This is a genomic window from Amycolatopsis sp. NPDC102522, assembly GCF_055584485.1.
Window position 1 is genome coordinate 286,974 of the sequence record NZ_JBVJLY010000008.1, and the last position, 19,862, is coordinate 306,835.

General features: G+C 69.2%; 22 protein-coding genes. 7 read left to right on the forward strand and 15 right to left on the reverse strand.

The window, feature by feature from the left end:
- Positions 1–71: 71 nt before the first annotated feature.
- From ACZ6YV_RS21360 to ACZ6YV_RS21370, 3 genes are all read right to left on the reverse strand, one after another.
- A complete protein-coding gene (locus ACZ6YV_RS21360; RefSeq protein WP_465511273.1) occupies positions 72–782 on the reverse strand; it encodes a histidine phosphatase family protein in 711 nt (236 codons plus the stop codon).
- A gap of 103 nt (positions 783–885) precedes the next feature.
- Positions 886–1,725, reverse strand: coding sequence for an undecaprenyl-diphosphate phosphatase (locus ACZ6YV_RS21365; protein WP_465511274.1), 840 nt, complete (start codon positions 1,723–1,725; stop codon positions 886–888).
- On the reverse strand, positions 1,725–2,771 hold the full coding sequence (locus ACZ6YV_RS21370; protein ID WP_465511275.1) for an LLM class F420-dependent oxidoreductase: 1,047 nt from the start codon (positions 2,769–2,771) through the stop codon (positions 1,725–1,727). The genes ACZ6YV_RS21365 and ACZ6YV_RS21370 overlap by 1 nt, the downstream gene beginning before the upstream one ends.
- Before the next feature lie 136 nt (positions 2,772–2,907).
- On the opposite strand from ACZ6YV_RS21370, the gene ACZ6YV_RS21375 reads away from it, so the two are divergent.
- From ACZ6YV_RS21375 to ACZ6YV_RS21385, 3 genes are all read left to right on the forward strand, one after another.
- Positions 2,908–3,873 carry an aldo/keto reductase gene (locus tag ACZ6YV_RS21375; RefSeq protein ID WP_378241248.1) on the forward strand — a complete coding sequence of 322 codons (966 nt, stop codon included), beginning with the start codon at positions 2,908–2,910 and terminating at the stop codon, positions 3,871–3,873.
- Positions 3,874–3,986: 113 nt separating this feature from the next.
- Complete coding sequence (locus ACZ6YV_RS21380) at positions 3,987–5,000, forward strand: YncE family protein (RefSeq protein ID WP_465511276.1); 1,014 nt, start codon at positions 3,987–3,989, stop codon at positions 4,998–5,000.
- Entirely contained in the window at positions 4,997–5,218 is a 222-nt protein-coding gene (locus tag ACZ6YV_RS21385) for a DUF5703 family protein (RefSeq protein WP_465511277.1), read from the forward strand. Before ACZ6YV_RS21380 ends, ACZ6YV_RS21385 begins: the two co-directional genes overlap by 4 nt.
- On the opposite strand, the gene ACZ6YV_RS21390 is transcribed toward ACZ6YV_RS21385, so the two are convergent.
- From ACZ6YV_RS21390 to ACZ6YV_RS21420, 7 genes are all read right to left on the reverse strand, one after another.
- Positions 5,211–5,954 (reverse strand): SRPBCC family protein, encoded by a 744-nt coding sequence (locus ACZ6YV_RS21390; RefSeq protein ID WP_465511278.1) that lies wholly within the window; start codon positions 5,952–5,954, stop codon positions 5,211–5,213. The genes ACZ6YV_RS21385 and ACZ6YV_RS21390 overlap by 8 nt on opposite strands.
- A complete protein-coding gene (locus tag ACZ6YV_RS21395) occupies positions 5,955–6,551 on the reverse strand; it encodes a winged helix-turn-helix domain-containing protein (RefSeq protein WP_465511279.1) in 597 nt (198 codons plus the stop codon). It lies immediately after the preceding gene.
- Between the two features lie 40 nt (positions 6,552–6,591).
- The gene (locus tag ACZ6YV_RS21400; protein ID WP_378241253.1) at positions 6,592–7,470 is read right to left on the reverse strand and encodes an alpha/beta fold hydrolase; all 879 of its coding nucleotides are present in this window, start codon (positions 7,468–7,470) and stop codon (positions 6,592–6,594) included.
- The gene (locus ACZ6YV_RS21405) at positions 7,470–8,792 is read right to left on the reverse strand and encodes a M20/M25/M40 family metallo-hydrolase (RefSeq protein WP_465511280.1); all 1,323 of its coding nucleotides are present in this window, start codon (positions 8,790–8,792) and stop codon (positions 7,470–7,472) included. Before ACZ6YV_RS21405 ends, ACZ6YV_RS21400 begins: the two co-directional genes overlap by 1 nt.
- 259 nt (positions 8,793–9,051) lie before the next feature.
- On the reverse strand, positions 9,052–9,666 hold the full coding sequence (locus ACZ6YV_RS21410; RefSeq protein ID WP_465511281.1) for an indole-3-glycerol phosphate synthase TrpC: 615 nt from the start codon (positions 9,664–9,666) through the stop codon (positions 9,052–9,054).
- A gap of 326 nt (positions 9,667–9,992) precedes the next feature.
- On the reverse strand, positions 9,993–10,649 hold the full coding sequence (locus ACZ6YV_RS21415) for a response regulator (protein ID WP_465511282.1): 657 nt from the start codon (positions 10,647–10,649) through the stop codon (positions 9,993–9,995).
- The gene (locus ACZ6YV_RS21420) at positions 10,646–11,788 is read right to left on the reverse strand and encodes a sensor histidine kinase (RefSeq protein ID WP_465511283.1); all 1,143 of its coding nucleotides are present in this window, start codon (positions 11,786–11,788) and stop codon (positions 10,646–10,648) included. The genes ACZ6YV_RS21415 and ACZ6YV_RS21420 overlap by 4 nt, the downstream gene beginning before the upstream one ends.
- 163 nt (positions 11,789–11,951) lie before the next feature.
- On the opposite strand from ACZ6YV_RS21420, the gene ACZ6YV_RS21425 reads away from it, so the two are divergent.
- Positions 11,952–12,431 carry a DUF6326 family protein gene (locus tag ACZ6YV_RS21425; RefSeq protein ID WP_465511284.1) on the forward strand — a complete coding sequence of 160 codons (480 nt, stop codon included), beginning with the start codon at positions 11,952–11,954 and terminating at the stop codon, positions 12,429–12,431.
- 870 nt (positions 12,432–13,301) lie between these two features.
- On the opposite strand, the gene ACZ6YV_RS21430 is transcribed toward ACZ6YV_RS21425, so the two are convergent.
- The 4 genes from ACZ6YV_RS21430 to ACZ6YV_RS21445 form a co-directional block, all read right to left on the reverse strand.
- A complete protein-coding gene (locus tag ACZ6YV_RS21430; RefSeq protein ID WP_465511285.1) occupies positions 13,302–13,580 on the reverse strand; it encodes a hypothetical protein in 279 nt (92 codons plus the stop codon).
- A complete protein-coding gene (locus ACZ6YV_RS21435) occupies positions 13,577–14,077 on the reverse strand; it encodes a hypothetical protein (RefSeq protein WP_465511286.1) in 501 nt (166 codons plus the stop codon). Before ACZ6YV_RS21435 ends, ACZ6YV_RS21430 begins: the two co-directional genes overlap by 4 nt.
- A 445-nt stretch (positions 14,078–14,522) precedes the next feature.
- Positions 14,523–15,374 carry a DMT family protein gene (locus ACZ6YV_RS21440; RefSeq protein WP_465511287.1) on the reverse strand — a complete coding sequence of 284 codons (852 nt, stop codon included), beginning with the start codon at positions 15,372–15,374 and terminating at the stop codon, positions 14,523–14,525.
- 124 nt (positions 15,375–15,498) lie between these two features.
- Positions 15,499–15,786, reverse strand: a complete 288-nt coding sequence (locus tag ACZ6YV_RS21445) for a hypothetical protein (RefSeq protein ID WP_465511288.1) — start codon at positions 15,784–15,786, stop codon at positions 15,499–15,501.
- Positions 15,787–15,967: 181 nt separating this feature from the next.
- On the opposite strand from ACZ6YV_RS21445, the gene ACZ6YV_RS21450 reads away from it, so the two are divergent.
- Genes ACZ6YV_RS21450 through ACZ6YV_RS21460 form a run of 3 tightly spaced genes read left to right on the forward strand, consistent with a single transcriptional unit; the run spans position 15,968 to position 19,319 of the window.
- Positions 15,968–16,411 (forward strand): hypothetical protein, encoded by a 444-nt coding sequence (locus tag ACZ6YV_RS21450; RefSeq protein ID WP_465511289.1) that lies wholly within the window; start codon positions 15,968–15,970, stop codon positions 16,409–16,411.
- A complete protein-coding gene (locus ACZ6YV_RS21455) occupies positions 16,408–17,592 on the forward strand; it encodes an ATP-binding protein (protein ID WP_465511290.1) in 1,185 nt (394 codons plus the stop codon). Before ACZ6YV_RS21450 ends, ACZ6YV_RS21455 begins: the two co-directional genes overlap by 4 nt.
- A complete protein-coding gene (locus ACZ6YV_RS21460; RefSeq protein WP_465511291.1) occupies positions 17,589–19,319 on the forward strand; it encodes a tetratricopeptide repeat protein in 1,731 nt (576 codons plus the stop codon). Before ACZ6YV_RS21455 ends, ACZ6YV_RS21460 begins: the two co-directional genes overlap by 4 nt.
- A gap of 21 nt (positions 19,320–19,340) precedes the next feature.
- Here the strand turns inward: ACZ6YV_RS21460 and ACZ6YV_RS21465 are convergent, their stop codons facing one another.
- Positions 19,341–19,859: a hypothetical protein gene (locus tag ACZ6YV_RS21465; protein WP_465511292.1), complete on the reverse strand. Its 519-nt coding sequence runs from the start codon at positions 19,857–19,859 to the stop codon at positions 19,341–19,343.
- Positions 19,860–19,862 lie beyond the last annotated feature (3 nt).

Genomic DNA, 19,862 nt, shown 5'->3' on the forward strand with positions numbered 1-19,862 from the left:
TCTGGCCACCTTACGGGCAGTGAGGGGCCGGTGGATGCCGTCCGTGGCGGTGATGCCACCGACGGCGATGGTCACGCTCCGGTGGTACCGCCCACCACCGCGTCGGAGCTCTGTTTCCCCTTGCCACGCTTGGCTTTGGCCTTGGGTTCGGGTGGGGAGATACCGGCCAGGTCGCCACCGTTGTCGTTGACGCGCAACACGAACGGACGAGTCTCGGTGTAGCGGACGACCGAAACCGACGCCGGATCGACCACGATCCGCTGGAACGCGTCGAGGTGCTGGCCGAGCGCGTCGGCGAGGATCGACTTGATCACGTCGCCGTGGCTGCACAGAAGCCAGACCGCGTTCTCGCCGTGCTTCGCGGTGATCCGGGCGTCGTGCGCGCGGACGGCCGCGACCGACCGGGCCTGCATCTCGGCGAGTCCTTCGCCGCCGGGGAAGACCGCGGCCGAGGGGTGCGCCTGCACGACCCGCCACAGGGGTTCCTTGAACAGATCCTTGAGCGCGCGGCCGGTCCATTCGCCGTAGTCCACTTCGGACAAACCGGGCTCTTTGACCTTGTCCAGACCGCGTGCCTCGGCCAGTTTCGCGACCGTCTGGCGACAGCGGAGCATCGGCGAGACCACCAGCTCGGCGAGGGGGACCGGCGCCAGGCGCTCGACGAGCGCGGCCGCCTGTGCCCGGCCGGTGTCGTCCAGGCCGACCTTGGGCGTGCGCCCGGCCAGGATGCCCGAACCGTTCGCCGTGGACTTGCCGTGGCGCAGAAGGATCACAGTACTCACGTGGCCCACCCTACGTGCCGGCACTTTGCCTGCTCACGCGATTCGTCCTCTGGACGCGGTACTCGCGTGTGCCAGGACCGCATCCAGAGGACGAAACGCGGGGTTACAGGTGCGGGCCCGCGCCGGGGTCCAGGACGCCGGCGAAGATCAGCACGAACAGCAAGACACCGAGCACGAGCCGGTAGATCACGAACGGCACGAAGCTCTTGGTCTTGATGTAGGACATCAGCCAGGCGATGACCGCGTAGCCGACGCCGAACGCGACCAGCGTCGCCAGGATCGTCGGCCCCCACTGGGCCGGGGCGCCGTCCTTGCCGATGTCGGTGAGCTTGTACAGGCCCGACCCGAACACCGCCGGCAGGGCCAGCAGGAACGAGTACTCCGCCGCCTCGGCGCGGGTGTAGCCGAGCAGCAGCCCGGCGCTGGTCGTACCGCCGGAGCGGGAGACGCCCGGGATCAGCGCCAGCGCCTGCGCGAACCCGAAGCCGAGGCCGTGCGGCACGGTCAGGTGGTCGAGCGTGCGCTGCTGCTTCCCGATGCGGTCGGCCACCAGGAGGATCAGGCCGAACACGATCAGCGTGGTCGCGGTGATCCGCAGGTCACGGAAGGTCTCGTCGATGGCGTCCTGCAGCAGCAGACCCAGCACCACGATCGGCATCGAGCCGACGATGATCAGCCAGCCCAGCCGGGCGTCGGGGTCCTGCCGCCAGTCCTTCTTGTAGATCGAGAAGAACCACGCGCGCAGGATCTGCCCGATCTTGGTCGAGAAGTACAGGATGACCGCGAGCTCGGTGCCGATCTGGGTCACCGCGGTGAACGCGGCGCCCGGGTCGTCCCAGCCGGCGAGCGCGGCGGTGATCCGCAGGTGCGCGCTGGAGGAGATCGGCAGGAACTCCGTGAGGCCCTGGACGAGCCCGAGGACCAGTGCTTCGAACCATCCCATCAGGCGACACCGGCCAGTTCGATCGCTTCGGCGGCGACCTCGAGGGCGTGTGCGGAGCTCTCGGGGTCCGGCATGGAGGGCGCGACGGTCAGCGTCGTGACGCCCGCCCCGGCGAAGGCCTGCATCCGTTCGGCGATCCGTTCCTTGGGTCCCAGCAGTGACGTCGCGTCGATGAACTCGAGCGGGACGGCCGCCATGGCGCCCTCGTAGTCCCTGCCCAGGTACTTCTGCTGGACGTCGGCCGCTTCGCTCGCGAAGCCCATCCGGCAGGCGAGCTGGTTGTAGAAGTTCTTCTCCCGGCTGCCCATCCCGCCGAGGTACAGCGCCGCGTAGCCGCGGACCGCGTCGGCGCAGGCCTTCCAGTCGTCACCGACGACGAGCGGGACGGTGGGGACGACGTCGAAGCCGTCGAGGGACCGCCCGGCCTTGTCCGCTCCCGCCTGGATCAGCTTCAGCTGGTCACCGGCGTGCTCGGGCGAGAAGAACACCGGCAGCCAGCCGTTCGCGAGCTCGCCGGTCAGTTCGAGGTTCTTCGGGCCGATGGCGGCCAGGTACACGGGGATCTCTTCGCGCACGGGGTGCACGGTCAGGGTCAGTGCCTTGCCGGGCCCGCCCGGCAGGGGCAGCTGGAAGTGGTCGCCTTCGTACTTGACCCGCTGACGGCTCAGCGCCTTGCGAACGATCTCGACGTATTCGCGAGTCCGGCCGAGCGGCGAAGCGAACTTCACGCCGTGCCAGCCTTCGGAGACCTGCGGGCCGGAAACACCGAGTCCGAGGCGGAACCGGCCGCCCGAGAGCGTGTCCAGGGTCGCGGCGGTCATCGCGGTCATCGCCGGGGTCCGCGCCGGGATCTGCAGCACCGCGCTGCCCACGTCGATCCTTGAGGTCTGCGCCGCCACCCACGACAGCACCGTCGGCGCGTCCGAGCCATACGCCTCCGCGGCCCAGACGACCGCGTAGTCCAGTTCGTCCGCCTTCTTCGCCAATGCCAGGTTGGCCGCGTCGTTTCCCGCGCCCCAATAGCCCAAGTTCAGTCCGAGTCGCACGGCGTGAATGTATCGATCGGGGCGTCACACCTCCGTTCAGGGTGTTGACAGCCGATGACCCGCACGGTGGTACTCGATCACGACACGCTGACCTGCTCCGCGTCCCGCACTTGCCTTCCGGCTAGGCTCGCCCGTCGTGGAAAAGCGACAGCTCGGCCGCTCGGGACTGCGGGTCTCGCGGATGGCCCTCGGGACCATGACGTGGGGTGGCGACACCGACTCGGAGGAGGCGGCCAGCCAGCTGGTCGCGTTCGTCGACGCCGGGGGCACCCTGGTCGACACCGCCGACATCTACGGCGAGGGCGAGAGCGAACGCGTCCTCGGCGCGCTGCTCGGCGACCTCGTCCCCCGCGACGACATCGTGCTCGCCACCAAAGCCGTCGCCCGCCGCACCGACGGCCCGTTCGGCGGCGGCGCCTCGCGCGGGGCCCTGCTGAGCGCGCTCGAAGGGTCGCTGCGCCGGCTCGGCACCGACCACATCGACCTCTGGCAGCTGCACGCCTGGGACACCACCGTGCCGGTCCACGAGACCCTCGCCGCCCTCGACTACGCCGTGACCAGCGGGAAGGCCCGCTACGTCGGTGTCTCCAACTACTCCGGTTGGCAGCTGGCGACCGCCGCGGCCCGCAGTTCCGCCGTCGCCCCGCTGGTCTCGACGCAGGTCGAATACTCGCTGCTGGAGCGCGGGGTCGACCGCGAGGTCGTGCCCGCCGCGGAGCATCACGGCATCGGGCTCCTGCCGTGGGCGCCGCTCGGCCGGGGTGTGCTCACCGGCAAGTACCGGACCGGGACGCCCGCCGATTCGCGTGGCGCCTCGAGTGTTTTCGCGGGTTATGTCGAACATCACCGGACCGACCGCGCGGCCCGCATCGTGCAGGCGGTCGCGACGGCCGCCGACGGCCTCGGGACCTCGCCGCTGGCCGTCGCGCTGGCCTGGGTCCGCGACCGGCCCGGAGTGGTCGCGCCCGTGGTCGGAGCCCGTGACACCGGTCAGCTGACCGGTTCGCTCACGGCCGAGGAGATCACGCTCCCGCCCGCCATCCGCTCGGCGCTCGACGACGTCAGCGCGATCGAGGTCGGGTACCCGGAACGCGGCCTCTGAGCCGTCTCGATTACTGGATTAGGTGACTGTTGGGTGACACAGACGTGACGCGGTGGGGTTCCTGGGGGATGCTGGACAAGTCCGTTCGACGAGTAGCAGGTGGAGGCACCAAGGTGGGTCGGCTGTCCGCCGTTTCCCGGATCGCGATCCCGCTCGCCGGTGCCCTGGTGCTCTCGTCCTGCGGTACGGACGACACCCCGAACGACTCGCTCCAGATAGTGCAGAATCCCGTCGCGGTGACGGCGGCCGTCTCCCCCGCGGTGACGGTCAAGCCCGCCGGTTCGGTGTTCGCCTTGCCCGGGGTGAAGGCGCTGGCCACCGACGAGGTGAGCAAGACGCTCGTCGTCGCCGTCTCGGAGCCGCCTTCCCTGCGCATCTACGATCTCGCCGCCCTCGACACGCCGAAGGCGACCGTGGCCCTGCCCGGTCCGGCGGAGCGGCTCACGGTCTCGGGTTCCCAGGTGCTCGCCAGCGTTCCCGGCAAGAGCGTCCTGGCGAAGGTCTCCCTGCCCGGTGGCGCGCTCGAGACGGTCCCTGTCGCGGGGCAGCCGTCCGCCGGTCTCGCCGACGGCGACGCGACGCTGGTCTCGGTCCGGGACCGCAAGGTCGTCGAGGTGCTGTCCAAGAACTCGGGCCCGAAGACCATCACCGGCCAGATCTACAGCGCGGACGACGTCCTGAACACCGGTGACGGCGTGGTCGTGCTCGACAAGCTGCGCACCGCCTTGTTCGCCGTCGACCTCACCGAAGGCAAGATCGGCGAGGGTCTGCGAGCCGGTGACGGCGCCGCCAACGCGGTCACCGACGACCTCGGACGTGTCTTCGTCACCGACGCGCGCGCGGGCGCTCTCCTGGCGTTCTCCACCACGCCGCTGCTGCTGCGCCAGCGCTACCCCGTCCCCGGCGGGGCGTACGGCATCGCCTACGACCGCACCCGTGGCCTGGCCTGGGTCACCCTCACCGAACGCAACGAGGTCGTCGGCTTCGACGTCCGCGGCGGGGAGCCGATCGAGAAGCACCGGTTCCCCACCGTGCGACAGCCAGATTCGGTCACCGTCGACGAGCAGAGCGGCCGTGTGGTCGTCGGCTCGGCCATCGGAGAAGGGATCCAGGTGATCACGCCATGACAGTTGTGGACGAGGCGGTGGTCGAAGGGGATTGGGAGTACCGGCGGCTGCAGTTGCCTCCCGGTGTTTCCCGGCGGGCGGCGGCGACGCAGCTGTCGATCCACGCCGAGTTCGCCGGCTGGGAGCTCTCGACCGTCCGGCTCTACTCCGACGGGACCAGGAGAGTGTGGTTGCGCCGCAAGCGCACCGCCACTCCCCTGCCCGGCATCATCATCTGAACACCCGGCCGAGCCAGCCGGACCAGAGTTCGTCCTGTTTCGCGGAGTCGACTTCGCCGAACAGGTGATGCATCGCGACCATCGGCCCGGCGAACCCGCGGACGAACCTCAGGAGCGCGTCCGGGGTCCGGATCCCGACCGTGTGCGCGTTCGCGAAGTAGACCTCGCCGTCCACAGTGGACACCGCGCTGGCGGACAGGCGCACCCTGTCCCCGACTCCCGGCCGCCCGGCCAACCCCAGTTCCCGGCCCAGCGTCAGCCACGCGCGGTCCCAGTCCTCGATCATCGGCCCGAAAGCCGTCACCGGCACCGCCTTCCGGCCCGCGAAGCCGTTGAGGTACTCGACCAGGGTGCGGAGGAACAGCTCTCCGCCGGCGGTCATCGCCTCGAACTCGTCTTCCCAGTCGTCGCCGGGCAGGAAACCACTCGTCACGGTCCGCAGTACGGTGCTCCCGCCGGAACGGCCCTCGATGAGGAACTCGTAGGCGACGAATCTCCCGTCCGGCCCGGGTTCGGTGCCGTAGACGAGCCGCTCCAACGGGTCCCAGGCGGTGATCTCGGACGAGGGTTCGTAGGCAGCGAACGCTGTCTTCACAGTGCCACCGACGCCGCCGTCGACCTCGTTGCGCCCCATGAACCAGGACGTGATCCCCGGGCCGGTCGCGATGGCGTCCCAGACCTGTTCCGGCGTCGCGTCGACCTCGACGCGATCGGCGATCTCGTATTCGTGTCCCATTCAGCTCTCCTCGGTCCCGGTTCTGACGCTCGGGTGGACGGCGACGACGATCCGGTGGTCGCGGCCCTGTTCGGCGTCTTCGTCGTGGTACTTGCCCACCAGGTTCGTGATCGCGACGGTGAGTTCCTCGGCGAACGCGGCCCTGTCCGCCGCGGAGGAGAACCGCACCTCGCCGTCGATCGCGAAGGTCGCGACCCGTTTGCGCGCCTTGGTGGAACCGGTGATCAGCACGCCGACGTCGCGCACCAGCCTGCCCGCCACCGCGAGCAGCCAGCGCGCGGACAGGCGATCCGGCGACTGGGCCGGATCGGGCTGCACGGCCGAAAGCGCCGTCGGCGAAATGACGTACGACGCCGCCGTCGCGCGCATCATGCGCTCGGTGACGTTGCCCTTGCGCCGCTCTTCGACGAGCTCGACCAGCCCGTGCTTCTCCAGCGCGCGCAGGTGGTAGTTCACCTTCTGTCTCGGCAGATCGATCCGCGCCGCCAGCATCGTGGCCGACGCCGGCTCGGCGAGTTCGGCGAGCAACCTGGCCCGGACCGGGTCCAGCGACACTTCGGCCGCTTCCGCGTCCTCGATCACCGCTACGGAGAACATGGCAAGAAGATGCCACCGAAAACAGAAGTTGTCAAGAAAGTCAGTCTTGTCGGCGGGCCAGGTTCGCCAGGGCGAGGAGCCGGGGCACCACCTGCGGAGCCGCCTCCAGCGGAACGACGTGCCCGACGCCGGGCAACACCACGGACGTCCCGTTCTCCACCGCACCCGCCAGTTCCTCGACGTCCGCCGCGGGCACGAGCTTGTCGCGCTCCCCCACAATCGCGGTCACCGGCACCGCCCCGACCTGCGACAACGCCGATTCCCGCGTGTAGGCGTCGAGCGCCGGACGGAACGCGGACACCGTCTGCGGCCAGTTGCCGCGGATCATCCGCACCGCCAGTTCGACGTCGCCGGGCACCGGGTCGTCCCCGAAGAGCCACCACCGCAGCCCGGCGGTCACCGCCTTGCTCGTATGCTCCCGCACCAGCCCGATCAGCTTCGTCCCGAACACCATCTCCAGGTCGCGGCCGAGCTTCCCGAGTGCGTTCGGCCAGATCGCGTCCGGCGTGACACCGCCCGCCGACATGGCGAGCAGCCCGATCCCCGCCACCCTGGCCGCGAAGACGTCCGGATGGCGCTGGGCGAGCGACAGGATCGCGAGCCCGCCCATGTCGTGGCCGACCAGGACGACCCTGCCGTCCGGAATCACCGTGCCCAGCACCTCGGCCAGGTCGTCGGCGAGATGCCCCATGGTCGCCGACGCGGCCCGGACCTCGCCGGATTCGCCGTGCCCGCGCTGGTCGTAGGCCAGCACCGCGATCGGCTCCTCCGCGGCCTCGGCCAGCACCGGCGCGATGGCCCGCCAGCTCCGCCTGTCGAGGGCGTAGCCGTGGAGGAGCACCACGGTCACCGGCGCCGACGGATCACCCCAGCGCTCGAAGTGCAGGGGCGTCCCGTCGGCCGCCAGCAGACCGGGCATCAGGCCGAGCGGAGGAAGCGGTCGAGCACCCGCACACCGAACTTCAGCGCGTCGACCGGGACGCGCTCGTCGACCCCGTGGAACAGCGCCGAGAAATCGAGGTCCGCGGGCAGCTGCAACGGCGCGAAGCCGAAGTTCCGGATCCCGAGTGACTGGAACGACTTCGCGTCCGTGCCACCGGAGAGCATGTACGGGAGCGTGCGGGCGCCCGGGTCTTCGGCGAGGACCGCGTTGGTCATCGCGTCGACGAGGGCACCGTCGAAGGTCGTCTCGACCGGCGGCAGCTCCATCCACTCCTTCTCGATGTCCGGGCCGAGGATTTCCTCCAGCTCGGCGTTGAACGCCTCGAGACGGCCGGGAAGGATCCGGCAGTCGACCGACGCCTCCGCGACCGACGGGATGACGTTCGACTTGTAGCCCGCGGTGAGCATCGTCGGGTTCGCCGTGTCGCGCAGGGTCGCGCCGATCATCCGGGAGATGTTGCCGAGCTTGGCGACGGAACCCTCGATGTCGTCCTCGGGGAAGTCCCAGCCGGTGATCTCGGTGACGCCGTCCAGGAACTCGCGGACGGAGTCGGTCATGACCAGCGGGAAGCGGTGGTTGCCGAGCCTGGCGACGGCCTCCGACAGCTTGGTGACGGCGTTGTCGCGGTGGATCATCGAGCCGTGGCCGGCGGTGCCGCGCACGCGCAGCTTCATCCAGCGGATGCCCTTCTCGGCTGTCTCGATGAGGTACGCGCGGACGTTGTCCTTCAGCGTGATCGAGAAGCCGCCGACCTCGCTGATCGCCTCGGTGACGCCCTCGAACAGCTCGGGCCGGTTCTCCACCAGCCACTGAGCGCCGTACTTGCCGCCAGCCTCTTCGTCGGCGAGGAACGCGAAGACGAGGTCCCGAGGCGGGACGATGTTGTTGATCTTGTAGTGGCGGGCCAGCGCGAGCGCCATGCCGCACATGTCCTTCATGTCCACGGCGCCGCGGCCCCAGACGTAGTCGTCCTGGATCGCGCCCGAGAACGGGTGCACCGACCACTCCGAGGCGTCGGCGGGGACGGCGTCGAGGTGACCGTGGATCAGCAGCCCGCCGCGCGACGGGTCCGCACCCGGCAGCCGGACGATGACGTTGTGGCGGTTCTTGCCGCCGGACTCGACGTAGGTGATCTCGTAGCCCGCGTCGGTGAGCTTCTCGGCGACGTATTCCGCGGCGGCGCGTTCGCCGACCAGCGTGTCGGGATCACCCGTGTTGGTGGTGTCGATGCGGATCAGTTCACTGGTGAGGGTGACTGCCTCTTCGGCGGCGGCTTCGATCAGATTCGGTTCGGTCACCAGGCATTCCTACCATTGGTGAAGCCCGCAGACCCGGCACCACCGCGTGATGGACGCCGTGGGAAGACCCACTCCCGTGGCCCCGGCGCGCGCGTGACGTCGTCGACCCGTGGCGAGCCGAACTTGAGCCGCTCAACCCGCCCGTGGCGTCTCCAGCGACACCCCGACGGTGGACACACCCGCGGCAGACCTGGCCTGGACCCCGTTTGCTGTCCGACATCCGGGCTTCGCCTCCTGCCATTCCGACAGGGCTGAAGCCCTAGTTCCACCTGCTGGCTCCGGCCGCAACGAGCGAGCCGAGGGCGATCACCGGGTAGTCACCTCCGGCACCGGCGAGCGACAGAATGTCGTCTGGTCCACGGATCCCGGACATCGCGACCTTCGCCACGTTCAGCGGCGCCAACGGCGCAAGCCGGGCAAAGGCGTTACGGCCGGGTTCTTGAGTTTCGGGGTCCCTCGCGGTGAGACCGATGATCCGGGCCCCCGCTTCCAACGCCTGGTCCACCTCAGGCGCCGTACCGGCCTGCACGATCGGCACCATGCCTGCTGCTTCCGCACACTCCATCAGCGACGTCAGTGTGGGCTGGTCGAGCACGGCCACGGTGAGCACGATGGAATCAGCTCCGAAGGCTCGCGCCTCGTAGACCTGGTAAGGGCTGATGATCAAGTCGTTCTGCAGCAAGGGAATGTTCACCGCGTCCCGGACTTCGGCGAGCATCGTGCCGCGCACACTGATCGCGCAGGCGCCGGCCTCCTCGTAGCTGCGGGCCAGAGCCGGGCGCGCGACAAGGTCGGCGATGACCCCGACTCCTGGAGCCCGCAAAGCCGCCAGTACGTCGAGGGCAGGCCGGGCACGCGACGCCCGCTGCTTCATCGCCTTCAGGGGCGCCGAGGCCTCTCGGACCGCCAGATCCCGTCGACGCGGACTTCCCCTCCGCGTGCAGCTCGGCGAAGAACACAGCGCCGCGGAGCGGGTGGCGCCGAATACTGGTCGTCAACCTTCAGTCGAGCGCAACCTTTATCGAGGAAGCAGCGACAAAGTACGGAGACCGCAGGGCTAGTACTCCAGCCGCGCAGCACTCGCCACCTGTTCCTTGGATAAACGCGCTCCAACCAAGCAGCCCGGCCTGATCCGCGGCGAACACGCCGCAGATGCCGACGGCAGGGAACCAGTCGTCGTGCATGCACATCAGGTTCGGTTCAGTCCCCCACCCTGCCGGTGTCGTACGCCCACATCGCGATCTCGACCCTGTTTCGGGCGCCGATTTTGGTCAGCAGGCTGGCGACGTGGGTCTTGGCGGTCGTCAAGCCGACGAACAGCTCGGCGGCGATCTCGGCGTTCGTGCGGCCGCGAGCGACCAGCATCAGCACCTCCTCCTCGCGTGCGGTGAGCGGCTCGATCGGTTGGGTCCGCCGGCTCGACGGTGCTCTGGCCGCGAGGGTGGCCAGCAGTCGCCGGGTGACGTTCGGCGCGATCAGGGCATCGCCGACGGCGGCGGCATGGACGGCCTGGACGAGCAGCTCCTGCCCGGCGTCCTTGAGCAGAAAGCCTCGGGCGCCAGCCCGGAGTGCACCTTGGATGTACTCGTCGAGGTCGAATGTCGTGATCACCACTACCGCGATCGGGTCCGGGACACCCCGCCCTGCGAGGAGTTTGGTCACCTCGATGCCGTCGAGTCCGGGCATCTGGATGTCGACCAGGCACACGTCGGGGCGGAGCCGATGCGCCAGCTCGACGGCGGCGTGACCGTCGGCGGCTTGGCCGACGACCTCGATGTCGGGCTGCGCGTCGAGGATCATCGACAGACCGGTACGCACCAGATCCTGGTCGTCGGCCACCAGCACACGCACCGTCATCGGCGTACCTTAGTCGGCAGTTCGGCGTCGACCGTCCACCCGCCCTCGGGCGCCGGCCCGGCACCCAGCGTGCCGCCGAGCAGCTGCACGCGCTCGGTCATCCCCAGCAGCCCGAAGCCGTGGTTCACCGACTGTGCCGGGTCGATCTGTCCGTCGTCGGTCACACGTAGTCGCAGCCTTCCCGCACCCTCTGCGACCCGGATCTCCACACGCGAGGCGTTGCGGGCGTGCCGCAGGGCGTTGGTCAACGCCTCTTGCGCCAGCCGGTAGACAGCCGCGTCGACTTGGGGCGGAAGTTCGTCCAGGTCAGCTGGCACCTCCACGTCGACGACCGGGACCGGGGCGCGTCGGGCGAGGGACACCAGGTCGGCAATGCCAGGCTGGGGGCCGTACTCCGCCGGCGCTCCGTCGCGCAGTACCCGGACCATCGCCCGCATCTCCGCGAGCGTCCGCGACGCTTCCCCTTCGATGACCACCAGCGCCTCGAGCGCCGCTTCAGGTCGCTGCCCGGCCATCGCCCGGCCCGCCTGCGCCTGCACGGCGATCGCCGAGACGTGGTGGGCGACGATGTCGTGCAGCTCGCGCGCGAGGCCGACCCGCTCCTGGCTACGGCTCTGGTCCAACGCCCGGCGCCAGCTCTCGGCGCGATAGCGGAACGCCGCTCCGCCCGCCGCCGCCGCCGAGAGGATGGCGAACCCGCCGATGACCTCGGTCGGCCCGATGTAGTCGGGGACCATACCGATTCCCGCGGCGACCGCCACCACCGCCAGCCCGATCACGATCTCGCGCCCTGAGCCCCAGCGGACCAGCGCGTATACGAGCACCAGGACGTAGATCATCGTGTCGGGGCCCACGCTCGGGGCCCCACCCAGCAGGCTCGCCAGTCCCAACGCCATCACGGTGCCGAAGGCCACCACGACACAGGCCAACGGGTGGGTACGCCGCCACAGCAGCACCGGCGCGAGTCCGACCGCCACGATCGTCGCGAACGGCCGCCAGGCGACGTCGTCCCGGAGGATTCCCTCGAGCAGCGCCGCCACCATCAACGCCCCGACCAGCACCCAGTCGCGCGATACCCGTTCGGGAGCGTCCGTGGCGCGGGGTTCGGCCCACAGCGAGCTCAGGGCGTTGGTGGTCACCCACCCAGCCTAGGGACCGCCGAGGCGTCGGGGACCGACCGAAAGAACGAGACGCCGGTCCTCCCGACGGGTGTCGTGGGTCCGGCCTCGATGCCGATGTGCCCGCAGCCGGGGCTCAGCGATCGTGGGCCTACCGATCCTCACCACAACGACGGAGCCCACGTTGAGAACACATCGACCCACCACCACACTGGAAGACCTGCGGATCCCGGTGAAGGCCAAGCTCGCCGCGGCGTGGACAGGCGTCATGTTCCTGTACGCCTACGTGGACATTCTCGCCTTCTTCAAGCCCGGCGTCGTCACGGACATCCTGGCAGGCGTCGTCTTCGAATTCGACATCAGCCAGCCGTTGTATGTCCTCTTCCTCACGCTCATGGCGATCCCGATCTTCATGATCGTGCTGTCGATAACGCTGCCTGCCAGGGCGAACCGCGTCACGAACCTCATCGTGGCCTCGGTACAGATCCCCTACGCGGCATTCAACGTGGTAGGCGGATCCTGGACGTACTTCTACGGCCTTGGCGTCGCCCTGGAAGTGATCCTTCTCGTCCTCATCCTGCGGTACGCCTGGACCTGGCCCCACACCGCACCGTCGGCGACCAGCCCGGACCGTGAAACCGTTCGCGCCCAGCAGCAAGCGTGAACTGCCGGGAAGTAACGTCGATTTCGCCGAGGAAGGAAGCACCGCTATGGCCGCAGAGCCGTTTGAAGTCCGAAGCGAGATGTGCGAGGAGCAGCGCCGTCGTGGTCTCGGCGGCCTCTTCGGGGATGTTGTGCCCGATCCCCTCGAGATTCTCCAGCCGGTACGGTCCGGTGACCCGGTTCTTGGTCGCCCCACACCCGAGGGGCGACCATGCGGTCCTTCGTACTCGCGATGAAGAGCGTCGGCACCGTGACCCGCTGCTCGTAACCCGTGAAATCATTGGCCCGGTACCAGTTCAACGCGGCGGTCAGGGCGCCCGGCTGGGAAAGCCGCCGGAAGTATTCCGCGCACTTCTCCGGTGAGGCGCCCGGAATCTTGGGTGGACCGGACGCGAGAATCACGTTCTCCGGGATCGGGGTCGGCGCCCGGAAGTCCTCCGGCGCGTAGGCTTTGACTCCACCGAGCACATTGCGCGCCTGCCTGGCCGGCAACCCCAAGGAAGGGCATGACCGTTCAGTTCTCGCTGCTCAGGCCACCTATCGACCTGTCCGGCCTGCCGAACTTCGCTCAGTCGCCTCATCGCCCCCGGCGCGCGACTTTCGTCGACCTTGTCCACTAAGGACAATCAGAGCGGGCGACGTCTATTCCCCGGCAATTCCTGTATGACTCCGCGCGTTTGGTTCACCGGGCTGACGAAGCGATGTCAGGCCCACGCCACCGAGGAGGTCCGGTGTGGTCACCACGCAAAAGACTGCGACACCGAGCACCAGAAGCCCGGCGCCGGTGGGGCTCACGGAACGGATCGAGCGCTCGGCGAATTCACGCACCGCGCACTCGACGAAACTGCGGACTTTTCGGCAGGACAGGACATCAAATTGGTAAAATCCGGCGGGTTTCGACGACCGTGGCATTGTAGTGAGCACCATCCACGACCGTGACCTCGACGAGAACCTCGAAGTGCTTCATCTTCTTCACCATGCGAAGAAACTTCCGGTCCCCGAGCTTCTCAGCCGCGGCCGCGGTTCCATGTTCCCAGCACCCCGCCACGACGACAAGCTCCGACGTATCCGGAGCCAAGGGGTTCGGTGCCCGGATGATCAAGGCATAGTCACTGACCGGATAGCCCGACTCTTCGTACTGCGGCGTCAAAACACGGCCGGTACTCCCATCGCACACCGCGGCTGCCCATGGTCCCGATCTTCGACAAAACCGTAGGAAGTCATCCCGCTCAGCTTCGCCGACATCGTCCTCGTCACGGCATTCGCCAACGGCCCGCCGATCAGAACCAGGTCCGAACTCAGCTCACGCGACGACAACTGCTTCGACTCCGCGATCCTGCCGGCAAAGCCCAGCCCACGAAGCTGGGCCTCGATCTCTACCAGCGCCCCGATGTCCCCCATACCCACCACACCAGCTCTGGCCCACCGCCGATGCCGCCCGAAGTCATGTGCCCCCAGGACGATCAAGGGGTGACGGCCACCCAAATTACGCCAGAACCTGCGTGCGCGTACCAGCTTGACCCGTCGTCTCGTATCCGTCGACAACCAGACCAGCACACCCCCGATGGCCGCCGCGATCAGATTACTGGAGATATCAGGCGCGGCCTGAACCAGCCAACCCCCGATGCCGCTGACAGCCGGCCCCATATACAAGCCACCCCTCGCCAACACTCCCCTCCCCAGTCGCGCTCAGCCCGCGTCCCGTTACCACCAGTTCGACAATCGGGCAAAGGCTCGGAGCGTGCCGGCGGCGTGCGTTGACCGGTGGCAAGACCTCGCGCTCGAGTGGCCGAAGGCGGCCATTCGCTCTACGCCACCTGTCGCGAGGTCCAGGTGTGCCGGGCGCACCCGAGCTGGACCTGGGCCTCGGACTCCGGTTAGCGGTGCACCAGGCGTTGGACCCCACGTAGCGTCGTGGCCATGTCCAAGGGTGCGGGCTCATGCACGGCACCGTGACGGCCGGTCAGGTCGGGCTGGTGCTGATCACCTCGGCCGCGCTCGTCGTGGTGTTCGGCTCGCTGACCATGCTGTTCTACCGCCGGAAGAGCTGACTTCGGCCGCAGATGCTCGGCGGCGAATGGCTCGACAAGACTCACGAGGCCATTTGGGCCGCACGGACGGGTTCCTTGACCTGGGTGGCGTAGTGGGCGGTGACGATCGCGCCGGACATGGCCAGGATCAGGCCCGCGATCGTGAAGGCGGTGAAGCCGTCGCGGACGCGGTCGTCGAGGAAGAGCAGGCCGATGACCGAGGACAACGCCGTGTTCGTGGTGAACATGATCGCGTTGACCGCCGTCGCGCCGCCCTTCTGGAGCGCCAGGGCGAACGCGACCGCCGCGGCCAAGCCGTTGAGGATCATCGCCCAGACGGCCGGTTCCACCAGCAGGGCCCAGCCCGAAGACGGGACCTCCAGGGTGCGCGCCGAGACGCCGACCACGCTGAAACCGACTCCCGTGGCGAAGCCGAGCACCTGCGCTGCCCAGGGGCGGTCGAAGCGCCTGAAGTACCAGGCGATCGCCCCCACGACCAACGCCATCGCGGGCAAAACCCAGCGCCAGGCTGACGGGAGCACCTTGGCCGGACCCGGCTGCGCCGACAGTCCCAGCAGGACCAGACCGACCGCCCCGACGCCGAGCGCGGCCCAGCCCGGCGCCGCCAGGCGAGTGCCCAGGAACGCGGAGATCGTGGCCGTCACGCCGATGCTGAACGCCAGCACCGACTGGACCAGGAACAGCGGCAGCCGATGCAACGCGGCCGCGGCGCAGGCGAAGCCGACCAGGTCGACGCCGATGCCCAAGAAGTAGATCCATTGGCGCCGCACGTGCACCAGGTCCAGCGCGCTGCCGCCGAAAGCGCCCGCACGGCGGACGCCGATCGACTCCAGCACCGAGCCGCTACCCGAGGCCAGCGCCGCCAGCAGCGCGAGGACGTATCCGACGATCATCCCCGCAGTCTGTCAGCCACGCCCCGGGCGCCCGGACCAGCACTCGACGCGTTACACCATGATCGAACCTCGTCACCGGGCGTCACCGCTCGTTTCCGGATCTCCACGGTCCGCTGCGCCGCCGTCAGCGTCTCCGGGTGGGGGTGGTGCGACGCGGGGTCGTCGGGCGTTTCGCGGTCGTCGTGGAGCGATGAGCCGTGGTTCGCGTCGTCTCCGGCGTCAGCTGGGTCGTGGTGGTCGCCGGGGTCTCCGGCGGTGACGACGTCGGCGTCGTCAGGGGGCCTGTCGGGACCGTGTTCGGGGCCTCCGTGGTCGTCACGGGCACCACCTGGCCGGTCTTCGACCCGCCCCCGGCGCACGCGCCGAGCAGCACACCCACGCCCACGACCAGGCCACAGCACCACATCCGCATGGCGCGGACCCTAACAACCGCCGCCTTCTCGTCCGGCCAAAACCGAAAGATCGATACCCGCTGGGGCGGGGTGGTCTCTTCGGCCCTTTTGGAGTGCGGGCGCAGCCGCCAAGGTGGCGTCGACCTGGTCGAGGTGAGAAGAAGCCGCCGACAGCTGAGCTCAGACGCGAGAGAGAACCGAATGCCGGGAGACAACAGCCCCGAACTGGTCGCCGAACTGGACCGCCTCGACGAGGCGGTCAAAGCAGCGCCCGCGGGAGACACGACGGCGCAGATCGCGCTGTGGCGGCACGCGACCCGCTTGGAGCACTGGTTCTTCATCGCGCGCGGCCCGGCCGACCGCCCCCGCCCTTACGCGGCGGCCTCCGAGCAGGGGCCGATGATCTGCCTTTACAGCAGTGCCGGACGGGCGACCGAAGCCGCCCGCGCCCTCGGCTTGGCCATCCCGGAGGGTGACGCGGTGCCGCTGTTCGGCGTGCCGATGCCGGCCGCGATCGACTACCTCGCCGCGTTCGGCGAGTCCGGTGTCGTCGGTGTGGCGCTGGACCATCCTCGGATCGGCCACCACATCCCGCTGCCGAACCTGGGTCTGCTCAAGGGCTGGATCGCAGAGGCCGCGCGGTGAGCGGTGCCGATCAAAGCGAAGCCTTCATCGAGGTGATCGCGCGCGAAGTGGCGGCCGACCCGGGCAATCTGGCGCTGCGAGAGGACTTCATCACACTGTTGCTGGAGCAGAGCCCGGATCGTGCCGCCGCCGAACTGACGACGTTCGAGGCCCATGGCGGCGGTCCGGCGCGGATCCGTCTGCTCCGCGCCCGGCTGATGGCCGCACGGTTGCGAACCTCGAACCCGCCCGCCGAGACCGTGGCGTCCCCGGCCGACGAGGACCGTCAGTACGGCGGCGCCGTGGGTTCGGCGGCACTGTGGGACGCCGAGCGCCCGGCGGTGACGTTGGCCGACGTCACAGGTCTCGCCGAGGTCAAGCAGCACCTGGACACCGCCTTCCTCGCTCCGCTGCGCAATCCCGAGCTGGCGGCCGCGTTCGGGCAGAAGCCGGGCGGATCGCTGCTGATGTACGGCCCGCCCGGGTGCGGCAAGACGTTCATCGCCAGGGCGATCGCCGGCGATCTCGGCGCGTCCTTCATCCACGTGACCCTCGCGGACCTGCTCAGCAAGTGGATCGGAGAGAGCGAGAAGGCGATCCAGAGCGTGTTCCGCCACGCACGCGCGGCGGCGCCGTGCGTGATCTTCTTCGACGAGTTCGACGCGCTCGGAGGGCGGCGCACTTCCGGTGGCGGCGGGTCGCACTCGATGCGGATGCTCGTCACGCAGCTGCTGGAGGAGCTCGACGGCGTGGCAGGCGCGAACGACGGGGTCTACTTCCTGGCCGCGACGAACCGGCCGTGGGACATCGACTCCGCGCTGCGCCGACCGGGCCGGATCGACAAGACGGTGCTGGTGCTGCCACCGGACGCGGTCGCCAGGGCGGCGATCGTCCAGGGCGCGCTGGCGGGCAAGCCTGCCGGCGATGTCGATGTCGTGGCCGTCTCGGCGGCGACCGAGGGGTTCTCCGGTGCCGATCTCAGCCATTTGACGACCACTGTCCTGCAGCAGGCGATGGTCGAGTCGATGAGCAAGGGTGAACTCGTGCCTGTCACCACCAGCGCGCTGCTGGCGGCGGTCGGCGGCATCACCCCGTCCACGATGGCCTGGTTCGACCAGGTGGCGCCGGTGCTGGAGTACGGCGTCGACGACGGCACCTTCGACCAACTCCGGGCGTACCGGGTCAAGCGAGGAATGCGATGACGGACTTCGGCCACACCGAGGCCGTGGAGCGGGACCTGGACCTGGCCTGGGAGCTCTTCGCGGCGCAGCCGTCGCATCCCCGGGTCGCCGAGCTGACATTGCGAGTGCTCGCGGCCCAGCCGGAGCGAAGCAGCGTGTCGCTGTTGCTCGGCAATCATCGCGAGATCTGCGGCGAGACCGACGAGGCGCGGCGTCTTTACCGCCAGGTGGCCGGTCGCCGTGACCGCCAGTTCGTCAACGCGGCTCGCGCGCTGCGGCATCTGGCGTTCGGTGAGCGCGACAATCCCGAGGCGCTGCGCTGGGCGCACACCGTGCTGGCCGAGGAGCAGGAGGACTGGGCCGACTGGATGGAGCTCGGGTACGCCCGTGCGCTCTGCGGGGAGCACGAGGACGGGTGGCGTCAACTCGGTGAGGCGGTGGCACGGTGCTCCCGGACGGCACCGGACGAGCTCCCCAAGGCGCTCGGGAAACGCGCGGTGTATCTGCTGGGGAGTCTCGCCCCACCGGACCGGTTCGTCCACGCGGCCGAGGAGGCCGTCCGGGCGGACGCGGCGAACTCGTGGATCATGCTGATGCTCGGCTGGTCCTACCTGGTGCAGTACCGGCTCGACGACGCCGAACAAGTCGGCCTGCGACTGCTGCGCGAGGATCCGACCGAAAACCTGGCGCAGAACCTGGTGGGGACGGTCCGGACGATGCAGCGGATCGTCGAAAACGCGCACGCTCAGGACATCACCCTGGAGGACATCCGCCGCACCGGGGTGATCGAGCTGGGATGGCGGCAACTCCGCGACGAGATGCTCGGCATTGACCTGGCTTCCGCGCTGGCGGCGTTGGACGACGTGATGCCCGCCGGCCTGCGCGCCACCCTGCGACCAGGAACCTCGCTCTCGGACGATGCCGAGCGCGACAAGCTCGGCTCCATGGTCGCGGAGGATCTGGTGGCCTGGCACGACGGTCAGCAGGCCGGCTCGGGCGCCGCCTGGGGCCTGGCCGAACCGTTCCGCCTGCTGTCGGCGGCCGAGATCATCGCCATGAGCACCGAGATCGAGGCCGACCAGGCAGCGCATCCGGACTGGCCCGAGAACGAGGCCTGGGAGCAGGTGATGACCGACGACGACGGGACGTACCTGGTCGCCGTCGCGTTCGGGGCTCTGGTCAAGCGCCGCCCCGGACACCCCGACGAGCCCGTCGCCGAGTCGATGGCCGACTGGATCTGGGACCGGGTGGCCGGCTTCGGCGGACCGGACCCGCGACCGGCACCCCCGAAGACCGAGGATCTTCCGGCCGACCAGCCTTCGGTCCCCGGCACGTCGCTGACCGGTGTCATCACGACGATGTACGCCGCGCTGGGCACGCCCGAACGGTCTGCGGAACTGCACAAGCTCTTTCCCGGCTTGACCATCCGGCAGAGCGTGCTCGACCCGGTGCTTCCGAGTGCCGACGGGATCGACATCGCGCTGCTCGACGGGCTGGTGACGAGGGTCACCGTCGATCTCGGGCTCTGCCCGAGCGCTGACCGGGTGATCTCCGGGCTCGACCTCGCCGGGTCTCGCCACTCGGTCGACGACTATCTGCGGGCGAACGGCGCGCTTGCGCACAACAGCTGGGAGAGTCGCGCCACTGGCGAGGTCACGGTCAACTACGACCTGGCTGAGCATCGGCTCGGCTTGCAGTGGGCGGCGGGGAAACTCGCCCGGATCTTCTTGGGGGCCACCGACGTCTGAGCAGCCTGGCCGACAATCCACTCACTCGCCCGGCAAGGTCCAGGTGACGTCCGCCGCGTCCCGCGCTCGCATGACCCGCCGATAGCGCGATGCTTCCCGCTTGGTTCCCGGGTCGGGCCGGAAGGACCACACCCAGTCCTTCGGGACGACGTGGAGCGCCAGCGTTTCGAGGCCCCGATTCTCGTCGGCGGAGTGCACGCAGACCACGGCGAAGTTCAGGATATCCCACCAGTAGGGTCCGCGTCCGCGGCCTCCAGCCTCGACGAGCTTTCGACCGTATCCCTCGCCGGGTGCGAGCCGTCCGACTCGGTAGTCATGCCCGCCGTACCAGTATCCCCAGCGCTGGTACAGCATTTCCGCCAGCTCGGACACGCCCTCGTCCCGCACGTCCGCGATGGCGAGCGGGAAGATCGCATACGCGCTCCGGTCGATCACCGGGACGCCGAGGTCCGTCCACTTCGGAGTCGCGCCGGCGACCTGTTCGCGGATGGCGCGCTCGATCACCTCCGCCGTCGAAAGCGCGTCCTCGTACTCGCCCATCCT

What these genes read in the sequence shown, in the direction of transcription:
- ACZ6YV_RS21435 (WP_465511286.1), bottom strand. Translation starts at nt 14,077, where the DNA reads ATGGGGCCGGCTGTCAGCGGCATCGGGGGTTGGCTGGTTCAGGCCGCG.
- ACZ6YV_RS21400 (WP_378241253.1), bottom strand. Translation starts at nt 7,470, where the DNA reads ATGCCCGGTCTGCTGGCGGCCGACGGGACGCCCCTGCACTTCGAGCGC.
- ACZ6YV_RS21385 (WP_465511277.1), top strand. Translation starts at nt 4,997, where the DNA reads ATGACAGTTGTGGACGAGGCGGTGGTCGAAGGGGATTGGGAGTACCGG.
- ACZ6YV_RS21440 (WP_465511287.1), bottom strand. Translation starts at nt 15,374, where the DNA reads ATGATCGTCGGATACGTCCTCGCGCTGCTGGCGGCGCTGGCCTCGGGT.
- ACZ6YV_RS21390 (WP_465511278.1), bottom strand. Translation starts at nt 5,954, where the DNA reads ATGGGACACGAATACGAGATCGCCGATCGCGTCGAGGTCGACGCGACG.
- ACZ6YV_RS21365 (WP_465511274.1), bottom strand. Translation starts at nt 1,725, where the DNA reads ATGGGATGGTTCGAAGCACTGGTCCTCGGGCTCGTCCAGGGCCTCACG.
- ACZ6YV_RS21410 (WP_465511281.1), bottom strand. Translation starts at nt 9,666, where the DNA reads ATGAAGCAGCGGGCGTCGCGTGCCCGGCCTGCCCTCGACGTACTGGCG.
- ACZ6YV_RS21445 (WP_465511288.1), bottom strand. Translation starts at nt 15,786, where the DNA reads ATGCGGATGTGGTGCTGTGGCCTGGTCGTGGGCGTGGGTGTGCTGCTC.
- ACZ6YV_RS21415 (WP_465511282.1), bottom strand. Translation starts at nt 10,649, where the DNA reads ATGACGGTGCGTGTGCTGGTGGCCGACGACCAGGATCTGGTGCGTACC.
- ACZ6YV_RS21465 (WP_465511292.1), bottom strand. Translation starts at nt 19,859, where the DNA reads ATGGGCGAGTACGAGGACGCGCTTTCGACGGCGGAGGTGATCGAGCGC.
- ACZ6YV_RS21395 (WP_465511279.1), bottom strand. Translation starts at nt 6,551, where the DNA reads ATGTTCTCCGTAGCGGTGATCGAGGACGCGGAAGCGGCCGAAGTGTCG.
- ACZ6YV_RS21460 (WP_465511291.1), top strand. Translation starts at nt 17,589, where the DNA reads ATGACGGACTTCGGCCACACCGAGGCCGTGGAGCGGGACCTGGACCTG.
- ACZ6YV_RS21450 (WP_465511289.1), top strand. Translation starts at nt 15,968, where the DNA reads ATGCCGGGAGACAACAGCCCCGAACTGGTCGCCGAACTGGACCGCCTC.